Origin of the sequence: Paraburkholderia panacisoli (assembly GCF_008369935.1) — a bacterium.
GTDB classification, from domain to species: domain Bacteria; phylum Pseudomonadota; class Gammaproteobacteria; order Burkholderiales; family Burkholderiaceae; genus Paraburkholderia; species Paraburkholderia panacisoli.
This window is the reverse complement of record NZ_VTUZ01000001.1, coordinates 410994-428468: the sequence shown is the minus strand read 5'-3', so window position 1 is coordinate 428468 and position 17475 is coordinate 410994. Positions and strand designations below refer to the sequence as shown.

Below are 17475 nucleotides of genomic sequence, written 5' to 3'. Positions count from 1 at the left end.
CTACTTCACATTCGGTGATTTGCCTAGACTCTTATATAAGACTTCACGAAACGAAACGCCCGCAGGCCAGCCGCTTCGACGAAGACAGAGTCACCCATCCAAAGGCAACCAAGGAGAACACCATGACCATGACCCGCGAAGAACAAGCAAAGCAACTCCAGCAACAATGGGATACCGATCCGCGCTGGAAGGGCATCAAGCGCACCTATACGGCGGAAGACGTGATCCGTCTGCGCGGTTCGGTTCAGGTGGAACATACGCTCGCCAAGCGCGGCGCGGAGAAGCTGTGGCACGCGGTGAACAACGAGCCGTTCGTCAACTCGCTCGGCGCGCTGACCGGCAATCAGGCGATGCAGCAGGTCAAGGCCGGCCTCAAGGCGATCTATCTGTCGGGCTGGCAGGTGGCGGGCGACGCGAACGTCGCCGGCGAAATGTACCCGGACCAGTCGCTGTATCCGGCCAACTCGGTGCCGCTCGTCGTGAAGCGCATCAACAACACGCTGACGCGCGCTGACCAGATTCAGTGGTCGGAAGGCAAGAATCCGGGCGACGAAGGCTACATCGACTACTTCGCACCGATCGTCGCCGACGCGGAAGCCGGCTTCGGCGGCGTGCTGAACGCATTCGAACTGATGAAGGCGATGATCGAAGCCGGCGCCTCGGGCGTGCACTTCGAAGACCAGCTCGCGTCGGTGAAGAAGTGCGGCCACATGGGCGGCAAGGTGCTCGTGCCGACCCGCGAAAACGTCGCCAAGCTGACCGCCGCGCGTCTGGCCGCCGACGTCTCCGGCGTGCCGACCGTGCTGCTCGCCCGCACCGATGCGGAAGCCGCCGACCTCGTCACGTCGGACATCGACGACAACGACAAGCCGTTCCTGACTGGCGAGCGCACGGTGGAAGGCTTCTATCGCACCAAGCCGGGTCTCGAACAGGCGATCTCGCGCGGCCTCGCGTACGCGCCGTACGCCGACATGATCTGGTGCGAAACCGGCAAGCCGGACCTCGAGTTCGCGAAGAAATTCGCCGACGCGATCCACAAGGAATTCCCCGATCAGCTGCTGTCGTACAACTGCTCGCCGTCGTTCAACTGGAAGAAGAACCTGGACGACGCGACCATCGCCAAGTTCCAGCGCGAACTCGGCGCGATGGGCTACAAGTTCCAGTTCATCACGCTGGCCGGCTTCCATGCGCTGAACTACTCGATGTTCAACCTCGCGCACGGCTATGCCCGCAACCAGATGACCGCGTTCGTCGAAATGCAGCAGGCCGAATTCGCGGCTGCCGAAAAGGGCTTCACCGCCGTCAAGCATCAGCGCGAAGTCGGCACCGGCTACTTCGACGCCGTCACGCAAACGGTCGAGCGCGATGCGTCGACGACCGCGCTGCACGGATCGACGGAAGACGAGCAGTTCTTCGACAAGAAGGTCGCGTGATCGGCAACGTCGTCGGCCGCGTGGCGGGACGTCGCGGCCTCGAGGTCTGATCGCAGGAACGGCAGCGCAGAAGACAATCAAGCGGCTCCGTCAGAGAGCCGCCGTCACAGGGAGGAGCCGCGCCGCCGGGGTGTCAGAAGCCAACCCCGGCGGACGGAATCCGAGAGAAAAACGCAGCAGCGGAACAACAACCGGCACAGCGCATCGTGCGGCAAGAGAGCAGCGCGCCGGCCTCACAGCCGGCGCGTTTTTTCCGCGCGGAGCCCATCAGTTGCGGACCCGCGCCCACCGTTCAGCGGTACACGATCACCGGAATCTTCGTATGCGTGAGTACCCGCTGCGTCTCGCTGCCGATCAGCAGACTGCCCAGACCGCGGCGCCCGTGCGACGCCATGAAGATCACGTCGCAAGCCCCCTGCTCCGCCACTTCGATGATGCCCAGATAAGGCGCCGGATGGACGCTCGTTCGGCTCTCGACGGCGACGCCGACGCGGCGCCCGGCCATTTCCACTTCCCGCAGATGCACGCGCGCCTCCCGCTCGCTGCGTTGCAGGAATTCGGAAGGCGGCTCGACTGCCACGTCGGAAAACGGCGAGTAGGGGTATTGCGGCAGACACGCGTAGGCGGTCACGCGCGCGCCGACTGCCTGCGCGAGGTCGATGGCGCCGTCGATTGCCTTGCGTGACAGTTCTGAACCATCGGTCGGAACCAGGATGTGCCTGAACATGATGCCCTCCGTCGCCGGCTGCACGCAGCGCGGCGTGAGCGTCCAACGCGGCTCGACGTGCAAGCCGCTTCAGTCGATTGTAGTTCGCGTCGCTGCGGGTATGGGTCGCTCAAGGGCAAATCTGCTGACGTTCGCACACTCGCGCGAACCAGCGGGCGCTCGCGGGACGCCGCTCGACGTCAGCCCCAGTACCCCGGATGGCCATACGTATGCTTGAGAAAATCCAGAAACAGCCGCACCCGCAGCGGCAGATGGCGGCGCTGCGGAAACACCGCGTGGATGCCGATCGGCGGCGCGGCGAACTCGTCGAGCACGCTCACCAGCCGCCCGGCCGCGATTTCCTCGCCGACTTCCCACCACGAGCGCCACGCCAGCCCGTAGCCGTCCAGACACCACTCGTGCAGCACCGCGCCGTCCGAGCACTCCATCGTGCCGGACACCTTGATCGAGACGACCTTGTCGTCCTGCTGGAACACCCAGCCGCGCTGCTGGTTGGCGCTCGCGCCGAGCGCGAGGCAGTTGTGCTGCGCGAGATCAGCGAGGCTGTGCGGCGCGCCGCGCCGGCTCAGATACGCCGGCGACGCCACGCAGACGCGGCGGTTTTCGCCGAGCTTGAGCGACACCAGCGACGAATCCGGCAGTTCGCCGAGACGCACCGCGCAATCGAATCCCTCGTTGACCAGATCGACGAGCCTGTCGGACAGGTCAAGCGTGATCGACACGTCCGGATGAGCAACGGTGAAGGGCGGCACCAGCGGGGCCACGTGCCGCCGTCCGAAACCCGCCGGCGCCGACAGCCGCAAATGGCCGCTCGCTTTCACGCCGCCCGCCGACACGCTGGCTTCGGCGTTCTGCATATCGTGAATGATGCGCTGGCAGTCCTCGAGGAAGGCCGAGCCTTCGAAGGTCAGCGTGATCTTGCGGGTCGTGCGCACCAGCAGCTTGACGCCGAGGCGCTCTTCGAGCGCGTCGATGCGGCGGCCGATGATGGCCGGCGCGACGCCCTCGGCCTGCGCCGCCGCGGACAGGCTGCCCTTGGCCGCGACGGTGACGAAAGTTTCGATCTGCTTGAAACGGTCCATGAGCGAGGTGCGCCGCGAAGCCCCGAAACGAACTCCCCGGGACGCTACGCGGCAAAGTGGGCGGTGCGCGTCAGATTAGGTGCACGAAAGTAAAAGATCAAGTGATGTTTAGCCTCTTTTTTAGCGTTGATCGTCACTAATACAATCCGTCTTGACCTCTGACAGGAGTGCACGGCAATGTCGGCCACAACGACACCATTTCCAACAGCAGTGATTTTCGATGCGTACGGCACGCTTTTCGACGTGCACTCGGTGATCGCTGCCGCCGAGCAGATGTTCCCCGGCCACGGCGATGCGCTGTCGCAGTTGTGGCGCCAGAAGCAGATCGAATACACGCAATTGCGCACGCTGGCCGACGCGCCGGAAACGCCCGGCGCGCACTACCGCCCGTTCTGGGACATCACGCTCGACGCACTTCGCTTTGCCGCGAAAAAACTTCAGCTCACACTGGGCCGCGCCGCCGAGAAGCGGCTGATGGACGAATACGCGTGCCTGTCCGCCTTCCCCGACGCCGTACCCGCGCTGCGTACGCTGCGCGAGCCGGCGCCGAGCCCGTCGACGCCGCAGACACCGGCGCACAGCGAATCCGCCACACGGCGCGTCGGCCTCGCGATCTTGTCGAACGGCAATCCGCAGATGCTCGACATCGCGCTCAAAAGCGCCGGGATGAGCGGCCTGTTCGACCAGATTCTTTCCGTCGACGCCGTGCGCGCCTACAAACCCTCGCCCGCCGCTTATGCGCTCGCCACGCAAGCCTTCGACGCGCCGCCGCGCGAGATCGTCTTCGTATCGTCGAACGGCTGGGACGTGGCAGGCGCGGCGTGGTTCGGCTTCACCACTTTCTGGCTCAACCGGCTAAACGCTCCGCTCGAAGAACTCGGCGTCACGCCGCATGGCGCGGGTAGCGGAATGAGCGATCTGCTCGCTTTTCTGCGGACCCTCGCGCCGCCTGGGCGCCTTGGAAGCGACCCGGGCAACAGCCCGGGCACGCCTCGCGGCAGCCGCGCGCGTCACGGCCCCGGCACATGACGGCAGCCACCGGCCCCGGCTGGCCCCATCCGTTTCATCTCGCAAAACAACAACTGCTCTTCAACATCTGCATTTTTGCAATCTGACCGACCAAGGAGAAAACATGACGAATTCGCTGACATCGTTGTCGCTGCCGCAGGGCATGGAAATTTCGGCTGAGATCAAGCCGGGCTACGAAGCGATCCTCACGCGCGAAGCGCTCGAACTCGTCGCGGCGCTGCATCGCACCTTCGAACCGCGCCGTCAGGAGCTGCTGCAGGCGCGCGCGGAACGCACCAGGCGGCTCGACGCCGGCGAGCGTCCCAACTTCCTCGCCGAAACGAAAAGCGTGCGCGACGGCGACTGGACCATCGCGCCGCTGCCGCGCGATCTGCAATGTCGCCGCGTGGAGATCACCGGTCCGGTCGAGCGCAAGATGATCATCAACGCGCTGAACTCGGGCGCGGATTCGTACATGACGGACTTCGAGGATTCGAATGCGCCGAGCTGGGACAACCAGATCACCGGCCACATCAATCTGAAGGACGCGGTGCGCCGCACGATTTCGCTCGACCAGAACGGCAAGTCGTACAAACTGAACGACAAGGTCGCCACGCTGATCGTGCGTCCGCGCGGCTGGCATCTCGACGAGAAGCACGTAAAGGTGGACGGCCGGCGCGTGTCGGGCGGCGTCTTCGACTTTGCGCTCTTCATGGTTCACAACGCGAAGGAACTGATCGCGCGCGGCTCGGGCCCGTATTTCTATCTGCCGAAGATGGAGAGCCATCTGGAAGCGCGGCTGTGGAACGACATCTTCGTCGCCGCGCAGGAAGCGGTCGGCGTGCCGCGCGGCACGATTCGCGCGACGGTGCTGATCGAGACGATCGTCGCCGCGTTCGAAATGGACGAGATCCTGTACGAACTGCGTGAACACAGCTCGGGCCTGAACGCCGGCCGCTGGGACTACATCTTCTCGGCGATCAAGAAGTTCAAGGCCGACCGCAATTTCTGCCTCGCCGACCGCTCGCAGATCACGATGACCGCGCCGTTCATGCGCGCGTACGCGTTGCTGCTGCTGAAGACCTGCCATCGCCGCAACGCGCCGGCGATCGGCGGCATGAGCGCGCTGATTCCGATCAAGAACGATCCGGCGGCCAACGACAAGGCGATGGCCGGCGTGCGCTCGGACAAGGCGCGCGATGCCGGCGACGGCTACGACGGCGGCTGGGTCGCGCATCCGGGCCTCGTGCCGATCGCGATGGAAGAGTTCGTCAACGTGCTCGGCGACAAGCCGAACCAGATGGGCAAGCAACGCATCGATGTGCTCGTGACCGCGACCGACCTGCTGGACTTCCGTCCGGAGGCGCCGATCACCGAAGCCGGTCTGCGCAACAACATCAACGTCGGCATTCACTACCTGGGCTCGTGGCTCGCGGGCAATGGCTGCGTGCCGATTCACAACCTGATGGAAGACGCGGCCACCGCGGAAATCTCGCGCTCGCAGGTGTGGCAATGGATTCGTTCGCCGAAGGGCAAGCTCGACGACGGCCGCAAGGTCACGGTCGAACTCGTACGCGAGCTGTCGGCGCAGGAGCTCGACAAGGTGAAGCTGGCCGTGGGCGGCGATACGAAACCGTATGAGCGCGCCGCGCAGATCTTCGAACAGATGTCGACGTCGGAGCAGTTCACCGACTTCCTGACGTTGCCGTTGTACGAGGAACTCTGAGGCTCTTGACGCGCTTCATGCGTGAACGGAATCAGCCGGAGCGGCACCGCACGATGCCGCAACAAGCTTGCCTTCACATGCCGTGCGCGGCACGAAGGCGGCTTGAGTCGCAAGACTGACCGACCGGATGGCCCGACAGGCTGACGCCTGCCGGGCCACTTTTTTGGCACGCTTGAGCACGCTTTGGCACGCGTCACGCGCTCGCCATGCGCATGCGATGCGCCCGCTCAGCGCGTTCGACGATACTCGACCCAATCGCCCGATCTGATTTCGGGCAAGCCCTTCACCGCATTCGGTGTGACCGGATAGAAGCGGCAGTTCACGACATTGCCGTCCACTTTCACCATCACCTCGCGCGCAAGGAAGCGATCCTCGACGCCCGGATACACGGCTTCGATTTCGTCGAGCACCGCGACCAGCTCATCGTCGATTTCGTAGACGTCGCCGATCACGTCGACGCCCGCTTCGTCGGCGACGAGGCCCGGATACGAGCCGAAGTCGTACAGATGGCCGCGCACGGTGGCGGTGCCGAGCAGAGTCGGCGCGGCGATCTCGTTACGCGCCGCGGCTTCGCTGAGGTCGTTCACTTCACCGGCACGCAACGTGCCGTAGACAAAGACGGTCTGCATCGTCGTTTGCTCTCCCTGGATAAGGGTTGGTTGGCTGGCTCGATTCGAGCCGACTTCAAATGCCGTTTCAGTTCAGCGCCGCACTGGCGACGAGCACGCCGTCCAGATCCGCGTAAATCCATTCGCCGGGACGCACGAGCGCGCCAGGCAACTGCACCGCCACGTCGCGTTCGCCTGCGCCGCGCTTCTGGCCGCGGCGCGGACAGGTCGTGAGCGCCGCTACGCCGGTGTTGACTTCGTTGAGTTCCAGCGCATCGCGCACACAGCCGTTCACCACGATGCCCGCCCAGCCATTCTGTTCCGCGATCCGCGCGAGGGTGCCGCCGACCAGCGCGCAACGCAGGCTGCCGCCGCCGTCGACCACCAGCACGCGGCCCGCACCCTTCTCTTCGAGCACGGTCCGCACGAGCGCGTTGTCTTCTAACACTTTCAGCGTCACCGCCTCGCCGCTGAAACACTCGGTACGGCTGAACAGGTGAAACACTGGCTCGAGCACGCGCAACGTGCCGAGCGCCAGCTGATCTTCGTGTGCGTCGCACAAGTCCGCAGTGGCAAAGCTCATGACGTACTCCTTGGGTCCGGGCAATCGGGACATTATGCATCGGCGCAATGAGGGCAACATCTACAATGACAAGGCTCGCTGGGCTTGTGGCGCCCGGGCTGCGACTGCGAAGGTTCCGCATGCGCAATTTCGTGCGCCGCCTGTTCCGGAACTTGCTATCCGGATCCACCTTCGCCCCTTCGCGTTTTAACCATGACTTCGTCCGCCGACTCCGAGCCGTCGAGCTTCGTCCGCTTCGCCGACATTCCGCCCGAGTTCCAGCCGACCGCGGCGCACCCGATCCGCGTGCGCTCGCGGCAAATGCCGTCGGGCTGGCGTATCGCGCGTCATACGCATGCGTGGGCGCAGGTGGCCTACGCGTCGCGCGGCGTCCTGCGCGTTGCAACGACCGGCACGACGTGGATGGTGCCGCCGTCGCGCGCGATCTGGGTACCGCCGCACGTGACGCACGAAGTGGTGGCCGTCGAAGACGCGTTCCTGCGCACGCTCTACATCACCGAAAGCACCGTGCCGGCGGGGCTGGATACGCCGCGCGTCGTCGAAGTGTCGGATCTGCTGCGCGAAGTGATTGCCGCGCTCGACACCCCCGGCATCTCGGCCACGCGCGAACAGTTGCTCGGCGCGCTCGCACTCGACGAGCTGACGCGTTCGGAGCCGCTGCCGCTGTCCGTGCCGATGCCCAACGAAAAGCGTCTGCGTGCGCTCTGCGAAGCCGTGATCGCGGACCCGACGCACGGCGAGTCGCTGGAACAATGGGCATCGAGTGTCGGCGCGAGTACGCGCACGATCGCGCGGCTGTTTCGGCAGGAATTGGGCGTGAGTTTTTCGCAATGGCGTCAGCAGGCGATTCTGGCGCGCGCGATTCCGCTCTTGAGCCAGGGGCGGCCGCTCTCGCATGTCGCGCAGGAGCTCGGCTATCAAAGCCAGAGTGCGTTTTCCGCGATGTTCCGGCGCGCGTTCGGTGAAAGTCCGCGCGCGTTTATCGAGCGGGGCTCGGAACATCGCGCGCAAAACGGCGAGCATGACGACGTCGAGACGGATGAAGAAACGGCGCAAGGCCGCGCGGATGCGTCGGGCGCTGCTGCACGCTGATCGGCGACTGCGGGATTTCAGACGCGTCGCGCCAGATGACGGATCGCGCCGAGCTGCGCAAGCCGCGGCCCCGCGAGCTTGTAGCCCTTGCGCTGATACAGCCGCGCGGCGGGGTTGTCGACGAACACACGCAGTTGCAGTTCGCGCAGCCCGCGCTCGCGCGCCCATTGATGCGAGATGTCGAGCAGATACGTGCCGGCGCCGAGCCGCCGATGCCCTTCGGCAATCTGCACGTCGCGGATATGCAGCGAGTCGCCTTCCTCCGTGATGCGCAGCACGCCGATCGGCTGGCCGTCCACTTCGAGAATGAAATTCTCCGATTCGCGCCAGCTGCCGAGAAACAGGTCCCCGCGCCAGACCAGATGGTGACGGCGATAGTAGCCGCCCATGTTGTTGCGGGTCAGCGCCTCGGCGAACTCGAAATCGTCCATGCTGGCAACGCGCAGATGAAACGGTGACGGAGCTTCGGTGGGATCGAACATGGCGGATCGGCGAAGAAGTGTCGGTCAACGGTAAAACAGCCCGCGCGCGCTGGCAATGGCTGTTTTTCCCGAGCATACCCGGGCAGGATGGTCGGCAGAAATAAAAAAAGCCCACTTCTTTCGAAGTGGGCTTTCTCAAATCTGGCGGAGCGGACGGGACTCGAACCCGCGACCCCCGGCGTGACAGGCCGGTATTCTAACCAACTGAACTACCGCTCCAGATTTTTTGCACCGCAGCTTATGAGCGACGCTCATTCGCCTGCTGCACCGTTCAAACTTCCAACCGAACGACGCCGCTGTTCTGGCGTCCCCTAGGGGATTCGAACCCCTGTACTCACCGTGAAAGGGTGATGTCCTAGGCCTCTAGACGAAGGGGACAACGTACTGCTTACACCTTTAATGAAAAAGCCCGTTCAGATTTGAATGAACGGGCTTTGTCTGGCGGAGTGGACGGGACTCGAACCCGCGACCCCCGGCGTGACAGGCCGGTATTCTAACCGACTGAACTACCACTCCAGTCTTTACACCCTGGCTTGCGAGCGTCGGTTCATTCTCTGCAAGCTGCGCTGCTTTACTGCCAATCGAGCCGTGACTCGAACACTAAAGCGACGCTGATGTTTGGCGTCCCCTAGGGGATTCGAACCCCTGTACTCACCGTGAAAGGGTGATGTCCTAGGCCTCTAGACGAAGGGGACATAATCTTTTCAGATCTGTCTTTAATTCGCTGCTAACTTACGCTAACTTGGCAGTTATTTCGTTTCGTCAACGGCGAAGACCGCTATTCTAACTACGTTTCAGCCGTTTGTGAAGTCTTTTTTACTACAACTTCCGGACTTCAGAACAACTTTACTCTATGTTGGTGGAGGTAAGCGGGATCGAACCGCTGACCTCTTGCATGCCATGCAAGCGCTCTCCCAGCTGAGCTATACCCCCTGCACATCAGAGAAACGAGATTCTAGAGGCCAATTTGCGCTTTGTAAATACCCTTTGAGCAATTACGTGCGACTTTTTTCAAGCCGCACGCAAACCCTCTCAACACACTCGCGAACGCTCCCCATCAGCCCAGCGCTTTTTCAATGCGGCTCACCACCGCGTCGCGCCCGAACAGCATCAGCACGCTGTCGATCGACGGCGTATGCGTCGTGCCCGCCACCAGCAGACGAACCGGCATCGCCAGCTGCGGCATCTTCAGCTTGTGCGCGCCGAGCGTCGCCTTCAGCGCGGCGGCGATCGCTTCCTTGGTCCATTCGACGGTCTTCAGCGCGGCTGCCAGGTCGGCTAGCGCCGGACGCACCGTGTCGGTCACGTGCTGCGCCAGCGATTCGGCGTCGGGCGCCGGCGTGCGATAGAACATCGCGGCGTTTTCGGCGATCTCCTTCACGGTCGACGCACGGTCCTTCAGCAGGCCCACCACTGCCGTCAGATCCGCGCCCTGCGCAAGCGCTGCTTCGTCGATACCCAGGCCGGCGAAGAACGGCTTGGCGAGCCCGGCGAGGCGCGCGTTATCCGCTTCCTTGATGTAGTGCGCGTTCAGCCAGTTCAGCTTGTCATGGTCGTACTGAGCCGGCGACTTGCCCAGGTGCTCCAGGTCGAACCATTCGACGAACTGCTCGCGCGAAAACACTTCCGCGTCGCCATGCGACCAACCCAGACGCGCCAGGTAGTTGACCACCGCTTCCGGCAGGAATCCGGCGTCGCGATAGCCGACCACGCTCATCGCGCCGTGGCGCTTGCTCATCTTCTCGCCCTGCTCGTTCAGCACGGTCGGCAAGTGCGCGTACACCGGCGTTTCGCCGCCGAGCGCGCGCAGGATGTTGATCTGCCGCGGCGTGTTGTTCACGTGATCGTCGCCGCGGATCACGTGCGTGATGCGCATGTCCAGATCGTCGACCACCACGCAGAAGTTGTACGTCGGCGTACCGTCCGGGCGCGCGATCACGAGGTCGTCGAGTTCTTCGTTCGAGATCTCGATGCGGCCCTTCACGGCGTCGTCCCATGCGACCACGCCGGTCAGCGGATTACGGAAGCGCAGCACCGGCTGCACGCCTTCCGGCGGCTGCGGCAGAACCTTGCCCGGCTCCGGACGCCACGTGCCGTCGTAGCGCGGCTTTTCGCCGGCTTCGCGTTGCCGCTCGCGCAGCGCGTCCAGCTCTTCCGTCGACATGTAGCACGGGTAGACGAGCCCCGCGTCCTGCATCTGCTTGAGCACTTCGCGGTAACGGTCCATGCGCTGCATCTGGTAGAACGGGCCTTCGTCGAAATCGAGGCCGAGCCACGCCATGCCTTCGAGAATGGCGTCGACGGATTCGCTGGTGGAGCGCTCGACGTCGGTGTCCTCGATCCGCAGCACGAAGGTCCCTTTCATCTTGCGCGCGAACGCCCACGGATAGAGCGCGGAGCGAATGTTGCCGAGGTGGATGAAGCCGGTGGGACTCGGTGCGAAACGGGTACGAACGGAGGTGGTCATTAGCGGTTACTCGGAAGACTGGCGCCGGCGCATGGGCGAACATGGCCCGTGAAGCGGCAGCGGACCGCGCCCATGCCGCACAAGCGTTGCATGGACACGAGGGAATTAAATGCGAGAGCGGAATTATACCTTCCGCACGCGCTCGGCCGCCCTCGCCCGAATGGCAAGGAGCGGCGTGCCTGGGGGGCTATGCCTGGGGGGCTATGCCTGGGGGTCTATGTCTGTGTGCCGGAGACGCGCCTGAGCAGCACACACGCCAGACGCAACGCACGCTCGAGCGGCGTTGAGGCCGCTTTGGAGTCGCCCGCCACGTCCCCCGAACACTTCCTCTGCAACGTTTCATTACGAGGCTGCCGCGCGCATCGGGCTTTGATTTATGATGTGCGCGCGCTGCGGTTGGAGATAGGACCACGGCGCGCGGAATCGCCCCTTGCGGCAATCCCGTCCGTCTGACTATCAGCCTGATCGCGGCGACCGGCGACGCCGATTGCGTCGCCCGCGCCGTTGCTGGAGAACTCGTTGAAACCCTCGTCACCCCGTCTCGCCCGCCGCAACTTCTCGCTGGCGGCCGCCTCCGCCGTACTGGCCGCCTGCACCACGACCGGCGGCAAGACCGATAGCGCGCCGCTCGCCGCCGCGCCCGCCGTCAACCCGCCGCCGCTCGACAAGCCGCAGCGGCCGGTGCGCGTCGCGCTCGCGCTGGGCGGCGGCGCCGCGCGCGGCTTCGCGCACATCGGCGTGATCAAGGCGCTCGAAGCGCGCAACATCCGGATCGATCTGGTGGCCGGCACCAGCGCCGGTTCGGTGGTCGCCGCGCTGTACGCCTCGGGGATGAACGGCTTCGCGCTGAACAAGCTCGCGTTGACCATGGATGAAGCGTCGATCAGCGACTGGGCGATGCCGTTTCGCACACGCGGCTTGCTGCAAGGCGTCGCGCTGCAGAACTACCTGAACACGACGCTCAACAACCGCCCGATCGAGAAGATGGCGAAACCGCTCGGCGTGGTCGCCACCGATCTGAAAACCGGTCAGCCGATCCTGTTCCAGCGCGGCAACACCGGCATCGCGGTGCGCGCGTCATGCAGCGTGCCGTCGATTTTCGAGCCGGTGAAGATCGGCGGCCATGAATATGTCGACGGCGGCCTGGTGAGTCCCGTGCCGGCATCGTTCGCGCGCAAGATGGGGGCGGAATTCGTGATCGCGGTGGACATTTCGCAGCGCCCGGAAAGCGGCCTGACCGCCAGCTCGTTCGACGTGCTGATGCAGACTTTCACGATCATGGGCCAGACGATCAAGGCCTATGAACTCGACAAGTACGCCGACGTCGTGATCCGGCCGAATCTGGCCGCGATGAGCGGCAGCGACTTCTCGCAGCGCAACGCGGCGATTCTGGCCGGCGAAGAAGCAGTGGCGAAGATGATGCCGGAGTTGCAAAACAAACTGGCCGCGCGCCGCACGACCGCCTAAGGCGTGGCGACGAACACCGGTTGCCGTCGCGACCGGGCATGGGGCAAGCAGGCGGGCGGCGCGGGCAGCAACGACGCCATCAGGCTGCCACCGAGCCGTGCGAGCGCTGCGCCATCCCCCAAAACACCCGCCCGAATAGAAAAAGCCTGCTTCGAACGAAGCAGGCTTTTTTATCGCTGCAAAACGACCAACTCAGCCGGAATCAGTTGTTGCCGCTGATCGTCGCAGTCACGCGCTTGCGCAGATCCTCGCCTTCCTGATACGACGCTTCGACCCGGCGCGCACCGGTGAAGCGTTTTTCCCAGTAGCCGCTATCCATGTCGTCGACGCGGATCGTGCTGCCCGTGGAGGGCGAATGCACGAACTTGTTGTCGCCGATATAGATGCCAACATGCGAGAACGTGCGGCGCATCGTGTTGAAAAACACCAGATCGCCCGGCTTCAGGTCGCTAACGCGAACCTTCTCGCCCACCCGGCTCATTTCCTCGGCACGGCGCGGCAATGCCATGCCGAGCGTGTCCTGGAACACGTAGCGGACAAAACCGCTGCAATCGAGCCCCGAGTCAGGCGTGTTGCCGCCCCAGCGGTAGCGCACGCCGATCATGTTCAACGCGCCGACCACCACGTCGCCCGCTTTTCCGGCCATGCCGGACAGGAACGATTTGGCGCCGCCGTCGCTCTGGGGAGCGGCCGCTTGCGAACCGGAAATGGACGAAAAATTCGACCCGCTGGGGGTCGAATAGGAGGCATTCTGATTAAAACCGCTTACCTCATCGGCGAACGCGCCGGGAGCTGCTGCCATCAAGACGCCAATGAACATCCCGGCGACGACGCGCGTGCAAGCCTGGGTTAGATTTCTGTGCTGCATTGGTCGGTAGTTTTTGCCTAAAAATCAGGGGTCTACGGAAAAAAGTTTGCTCGATACTAGCCAGTAAGTATTCACATGTCAAAACAAATAGAAAAATACAATCGAGATACGCACCCAATTGGTGAAAGGGTTGAAAAATCAAGGGTCAAGGGCCGCTTTCAAGAGCTTTCGAGTGTAAGGGTGGGCGGGTGTCGCAAAAATCTTCTCGACTTCCCCGGCTTCGACGATGGAACCGTTTTGCATCACCGCGACGCGATGCGCCATCGCCCCGATCACGGCCAGATCGTGACTGATGAAAACGAAGCCGAGGTTGTACTTCTGTTGCAACCCGGCGAGCAGTTTCAACACCTGCTGCTGGATGGACACGTCGAGCGCGCTGGTCGGTTCGTCGAGAATCAGCACGCGTGGCTCGAGCACCAGCGCGCGCGCAATCGCGATCCGCTGACGCTGGCCGCCGGAAAATTCATGCGGGTAGCGAAACAGCACCGTGCGGTCGAGGCCGACCTCGCGCAGCACCGACACCACCTTGTCGCGCCGCGCCTGCGGCGTCATCTGCGGCCGATGCAGAGCGAGCCCTTCGCCGACGATCCGCTCGATCGTCTGGCGCGGCGAAAGCGAGCTGAACGGGTCCTGAAAGACGACCTGCATGTTCGAGCGCAACGCGGTCTGTTCAGCGCCGCGATAGCTGCCGAGCCCCCTGCCCTGAAACTCGATCTCGCCGTGCGCAGTGCGTTGCAGACCGAGCAGCGCCATCGCCAGAGTCGACTTGCCGGAACCCGATTCGCCGACGATCCCGAGCGTCTCGCCCTGGCGCACGGACACGCTCGCGTCGGCGACCGCGCGAAACCGTCCCGAGCGGAACCAGCCGCCGAAGCCCGGCAGCTTCGTTTTGAAATCCACCGAGATTCCGCGCGCCTCGAGCAGCACGGGCGAGATCGGCAGCACCGGCGCCACCGTACGCTGCGGCCGGCTCGCCAGCAGGCGCTGCGTGTACGGATGCTGCGGCGCCTCGAACACCTGCTCGACCGGCCCGCTCTCGACCAGCACGCCCCGCTCCATCACCGCGATCCGCTGCGCGAAGTGGCGTACCAGATTCAGGTCGTGCGTGATCAGCAGCACAGCCATGCCGCGCTTTTCGGCTTCGTCGCGCTGCAACTCCAGCAGCAGATCGACGATCTGCGCGCGGATCGTCACGTCGAGCGCGGTGGTCGGCTCGTCGGCGAGCAGCAGTCTGGGACGGCACGCGAGCGCCATCGCGATCATCGCGCGCTGGCGCTGGCCGCCCGACAGCTGATGCGGGTAGCTGTTCACGCGCTTGCCGGGTTCGGCGATACCGGTGCGCCCCAACAGCGCGACTGCGCGCTTGCGCGCCTCGCCCGCCGACACGCCGTCGTGTACGACGATGGTCTCCGCAATCTGGTCGCCGACCGTATAGAGCGGATTGAGCGCGGTCATCGGCTCCTGGAAGATCATCGCAATGTCCGAGCCGCGCATGCCGCGCATCTCGCGTTCGCTTTTGCCGAGCAGATCCGCGCCGTCGAAACGGATCGAGCCGCTCACCTGCGCATCGCTCAGGAGCCGCAGGATCGACAGCGCGGTCACGCTCTTGCCCGAGCCCGATTCGCCGACCAGCGCCACCCGCTCGCCGCGCTGGATCGCGAGCGTGACGTCGCTTACCGCGACGGTGTCGCCGAAGCGCACGCGCAGATGGTCGAGTTCCAGCAGCGGCGGCGCCTGCTGCGCGTCGTTCTGAACCATGGCGCTCATTGATTGCCTCCGGCGCGCATCGCATCTGAGATGCGGGTATCGAGCGCGTTGCGCAGCGCGTCGCCCATGAAGGTCAGCAGCAACAGCATCGCGACCAGCACGCCGAAGGTGGACAACGAAATCCACCAGGCGTCGAGATTCGCCTTGCCTTGCGCCAGCAGTTCACCCAGGCTCGGGGTCGGCGACGGCACGCCGAGGCCGAGAAAGTCGAGGCTCGTCAGCGCGAGAATCGCGCCGCTCATCCGGAACGGCAGGAACGTGATCACCGGCGTCAAGCTGTTGGGCAGCACGTGGCGCCACATGATCTGCCAGCTCGACAGCCCCATCGCCCGCGCCGCGCGCACGTAATCCTGATGGCGATTGCGCAGAAACTCCGCGCGCACGTAATCGGACAAGCCAATCCAGCCGAACAGCGACAGCAGCACGATCAGCAGAATGAAGCCCGGCTCGAAGATCGACGAGAAAATGATCAGCAGGTACAGCTCGGGCATCGCGCTCCAGATTTCGATCAGACGCTGCCCGACGATATCGATACGTCCTCCGAAATAACCCTGCACGGCGCCCGCGGCGATTCCGAGTATCGTGCCGATCAGCGTCAGCACGAGCCCGAACTCCACCGACACCCGGAAGCCATAGAGCAGCCGCGCGAACAGATCTCGGCCGCGGTCGTCGGTGCCGAGCCAGTTGTCGCGCGACGGCGGCGCCGGGTTCGGCGCCTTCGAGAAGTAATTCAGCGTGTCGTAGTAGTAGCGGTTCGGAGGATAGAGCGCGAAGTTGCCCGGCGCGTCGAAACGATGCTTGATATACGGATCGAGATAATCGGCCGGCGTCGGGAAATCGCCACCGAAGGTGGTCTCCGCGTAGGTCTTGAAGAGCGGGAAATACAGGTGGCCGTCGTAGCGCACCGCCAGCGGCTTGTCGTTCGACCACAGCGGGCCGGCGAGGCTCGCCGCGAACGCCACGACGAACACGATCAGGCTCCAGTAGCCCAGCCGCTGCTGGCGAAACCGCTGCCACACGCGGCGCGCGGGCGAAGGCGACACGAACGCGCGAACCGGTTCGGCGCGCGCCGCCGCATCGGCGGAAAGACGGGCTCGATTCATCAGCGCTCCAGTTGTTCGAATTGGATGCGGGGATCGACCCACACATAGCAGAGATCGGAGATCAGCTTGGTCGCGAGGCCGATCAGCGTGAACAGATACAGCGTGCCGAGCACGACCGGATAGTCGCGCCGCACCACCGACTCATACGACAGCAGCCCGAGCCCGTCCAGCGAGAACAGCGTCTCGATCAGCAGACTGCCGGTGAAGAACGCGCCGATGAACGCCGCCGGAAAGCCGACGATCAGCGGCAACAACGCATTGCGGAACACGTGCTTCCACAGCACGCGCTTTTCCGACAGACCTTTCGCGCGCGCGGTCAGCACGTATTGCTTGCGGATCTCGTCGAGAAAGGCGTTTTTCGTCAGCATCGTGACGACCGCGAAACTGCCCACCACCGAAGCGGTGATCGGCAACGTGATGTGCCATAGATAGTCGACGATCTTGCCGCCCAGACTCAGCTGCGCCCAGTTGTCCGACGTGAGGTTGCGCAGCGGAAACAGTTGCAGGAACGTGCCGCCGCCGAACAGCACGAGCAGCAGCACCCCCAGCACGAAGCCTGGAATTGCGTAGCCGATCAGCACCACGAGGCTCGTCGCGATATCGAAGCGCGAGCCGTTGCGCACCGCTTTCGCGATGCCCAGCGGCACCGATATCAGATACGTGAGGAAGAAGGTCCACAGGCCGATGCTGATCGACACCGGCAGCTTTGACACGATCAGCGACCACACGCTTTGATGGCGGAAATAGCTCTGCCCAAGGTCGAAGGTCGAGAAGCGCTTGAGCATCAGCACGTAGCGTTCGAGCGGCGGTTTGTCGAAACCGTAAAGCTGCTTGAGTTGCGCGATCTGTTGTGCGTCGACACCGCTATGCGTGCGCAGACCGAACGGCGCGCCGCTCTCCGCGCCCTTGCGCAACTCGTGCTGCATCTGCTCGACCGGACCGCCCGGCACGAACTGGATCACGACGAAGGTCAGCGTGAGCACGCCAAGCAGGGTCGGGATCATCAGCAACAGACGTTTGAGGATGTAGCTCCACATGGGCGGTGTTCCGGTGCGAAGTGCG

Annotated in this window: 15 protein-coding genes and 5 tRNA genes; 5 read left to right on the top strand and 15 right to left on the bottom strand. The window is 64.0% G+C overall.

Annotated elements, in window-relative coordinates; all coding sequences use genetic code 11:
* The first annotated feature begins 128 nt into the window (after positions 1 to 128).
* On the top strand, positions 129 to 1433 hold the full coding sequence (aceA, locus tag FVF58_RS01960; RefSeq protein WP_149668353.1) for an isocitrate lyase: 1305 nt from the start codon (positions 129 to 131) through the stop codon (positions 1431 to 1433).
* Positions 1434 to 1725: 292 nt separating this feature from the next.
* On the opposite strand, the gene FVF58_RS01955 is transcribed toward aceA, so the two are convergent.
* On the bottom strand, positions 1726 to 2160 hold the full coding sequence (locus FVF58_RS01955) for a universal stress protein (protein WP_149668251.1): 435 nt from the start codon (positions 2158 to 2160) through the stop codon (positions 1726 to 1728).
* A 179-nt stretch (positions 2161 to 2339) separates the two neighbouring features.
* Positions 2340 to 3242 (bottom strand): LysR family transcriptional regulator, encoded by a 903-nt coding sequence (locus FVF58_RS01950; protein WP_149668250.1) that lies wholly within the window; start codon positions 3240 to 3242, stop codon positions 2340 to 2342.
* Between the two features lie 177 nt (positions 3243 to 3419).
* Here FVF58_RS01950 and FVF58_RS01945 point away from each other — a divergent pair, with 177 nt between their 5' ends.
* Together FVF58_RS01945 and aceB are read left to right on the top strand one after the other, a co-directional pair.
* Positions 3420 to 4271 (top strand): (S)-2-haloacid dehalogenase, encoded by an 852-nt coding sequence (locus FVF58_RS01945; RefSeq protein WP_149668249.1) that lies wholly within the window; start codon positions 3420 to 3422, stop codon positions 4269 to 4271.
* A 103-nt stretch (positions 4272 to 4374) separates the two neighbouring features.
* Entirely contained in the window at positions 4375 to 5976 is a 1602-nt protein-coding gene (aceB, locus tag FVF58_RS01940) for a malate synthase A (RefSeq protein ID WP_149668248.1), read from the top strand.
* A 227-nt stretch (positions 5977 to 6203) separates the two neighbouring features.
* Here aceB and FVF58_RS01935 read toward each other — a convergent pair whose 3' ends face one another.
* Together FVF58_RS01935 and rraA are read right to left on the bottom strand one after the other, a co-directional pair.
* Entirely contained in the window at positions 6204 to 6605 is a 402-nt protein-coding gene (locus tag FVF58_RS01935) for a gamma-glutamylcyclotransferase family protein (RefSeq protein WP_149668247.1), read from the bottom strand.
* A 67-nt stretch (positions 6606 to 6672) separates the two neighbouring features.
* Complete coding sequence (gene rraA, locus FVF58_RS01930) at positions 6673 to 7167, bottom strand: ribonuclease E activity regulator RraA (RefSeq protein WP_149668246.1); 495 nt, start codon at positions 7165 to 7167, stop codon at positions 6673 to 6675.
* A 192-nt stretch (positions 7168 to 7359) separates the two neighbouring features.
* Here rraA and FVF58_RS01925 point away from each other — a divergent pair, with 192 nt between their 5' ends.
* The gene (locus FVF58_RS01925) at positions 7360 to 8259 is read left to right on the top strand and encodes an AraC family transcriptional regulator (protein WP_149668245.1); all 900 of its coding nucleotides are present in this window, start codon (positions 7360 to 7362) and stop codon (positions 8257 to 8259) included.
* A gap of 17 nt (positions 8260 to 8276) precedes the next feature.
* Here the strand turns inward: FVF58_RS01925 and FVF58_RS01920 are convergent, their stop codons facing one another.
* The 7 genes from FVF58_RS01920 to gltX all read right to left on the bottom strand — a co-directional run bounded on the left by FVF58_RS01920 (position 8277) and on the right by gltX (position 11208).
* Complete coding sequence (locus tag FVF58_RS01920; RefSeq protein WP_149668244.1) at positions 8277 to 8741, bottom strand: GNAT family N-acetyltransferase; 465 nt, start codon at positions 8739 to 8741, stop codon at positions 8277 to 8279.
* A 142-nt stretch (positions 8742 to 8883) separates the two neighbouring features.
* A tRNA-Asp gene (locus tag FVF58_RS01915) sits at positions 8884 to 8960 on the bottom strand.
* Between the two features lie 83 nt (positions 8961 to 9043).
* A tRNA-Glu gene (locus tag FVF58_RS01910) sits at positions 9044 to 9119 on the bottom strand.
* Positions 9120 to 9180: 61 nt separating this feature from the next.
* A tRNA-Asp gene (locus FVF58_RS01905) sits at positions 9181 to 9257 on the bottom strand.
* Between the two features lie 103 nt (positions 9258 to 9360).
* Positions 9361 to 9436 (bottom strand) — tRNA-Glu (locus tag FVF58_RS01900).
* A gap of 162 nt (positions 9437 to 9598) precedes the next feature.
* A tRNA-Ala gene (locus FVF58_RS01895) sits at positions 9599 to 9674 on the bottom strand.
* Positions 9675 to 9798: 124 nt separating this feature from the next.
* Complete coding sequence (gltX, locus tag FVF58_RS01890; RefSeq protein WP_149668243.1) at positions 9799 to 11208, bottom strand: glutamate--tRNA ligase; 1410 nt, start codon at positions 11206 to 11208, stop codon at positions 9799 to 9801.
* A 519-nt stretch (positions 11209 to 11727) separates the two neighbouring features.
* On the opposite strand from gltX, the gene FVF58_RS01885 reads away from it, so the two are divergent.
* Positions 11728 to 12675, top strand: a complete 948-nt coding sequence (locus FVF58_RS01885) for a patatin-like phospholipase family protein (protein ID WP_149668242.1) — start codon at positions 11728 to 11730, stop codon at positions 12673 to 12675.
* A gap of 202 nt (positions 12676 to 12877) precedes the next feature.
* On the opposite strand, the gene FVF58_RS01880 is transcribed toward FVF58_RS01885, so the two are convergent.
* From FVF58_RS01880 to FVF58_RS01865, 4 genes are all read right to left on the bottom strand, one after another.
* Positions 12878 to 13543, bottom strand: a complete 666-nt coding sequence (locus tag FVF58_RS01880; RefSeq protein ID WP_149668241.1) for a C40 family peptidase — start codon at positions 13541 to 13543, stop codon at positions 12878 to 12880.
* A 138-nt stretch (positions 13544 to 13681) separates the two neighbouring features.
* Positions 13682 to 15310 (bottom strand): ABC transporter ATP-binding protein, encoded by a 1629-nt coding sequence (locus FVF58_RS01875; protein WP_149668240.1) that lies wholly within the window; start codon positions 15308 to 15310, stop codon positions 13682 to 13684.
* The gene (locus FVF58_RS01870; protein ID WP_149668239.1) at positions 15307 to 16413 is read right to left on the bottom strand and encodes an ABC transporter permease; all 1107 of its coding nucleotides are present in this window, start codon (positions 16411 to 16413) and stop codon (positions 15307 to 15309) included. The genes FVF58_RS01875 and FVF58_RS01870 overlap by 4 nt, the downstream gene beginning before the upstream one ends.
* Positions 16413 to 17450 carry a microcin C ABC transporter permease YejB gene (locus FVF58_RS01865; protein ID WP_149668238.1) on the bottom strand — a complete coding sequence of 346 codons (1038 nt, stop codon included), beginning with the start codon at positions 17448 to 17450 and terminating at the stop codon, positions 16413 to 16415. The genes FVF58_RS01870 and FVF58_RS01865 overlap by 1 nt, the downstream gene beginning before the upstream one ends.
* Positions 17451 to 17475 lie beyond the last annotated feature (25 nt).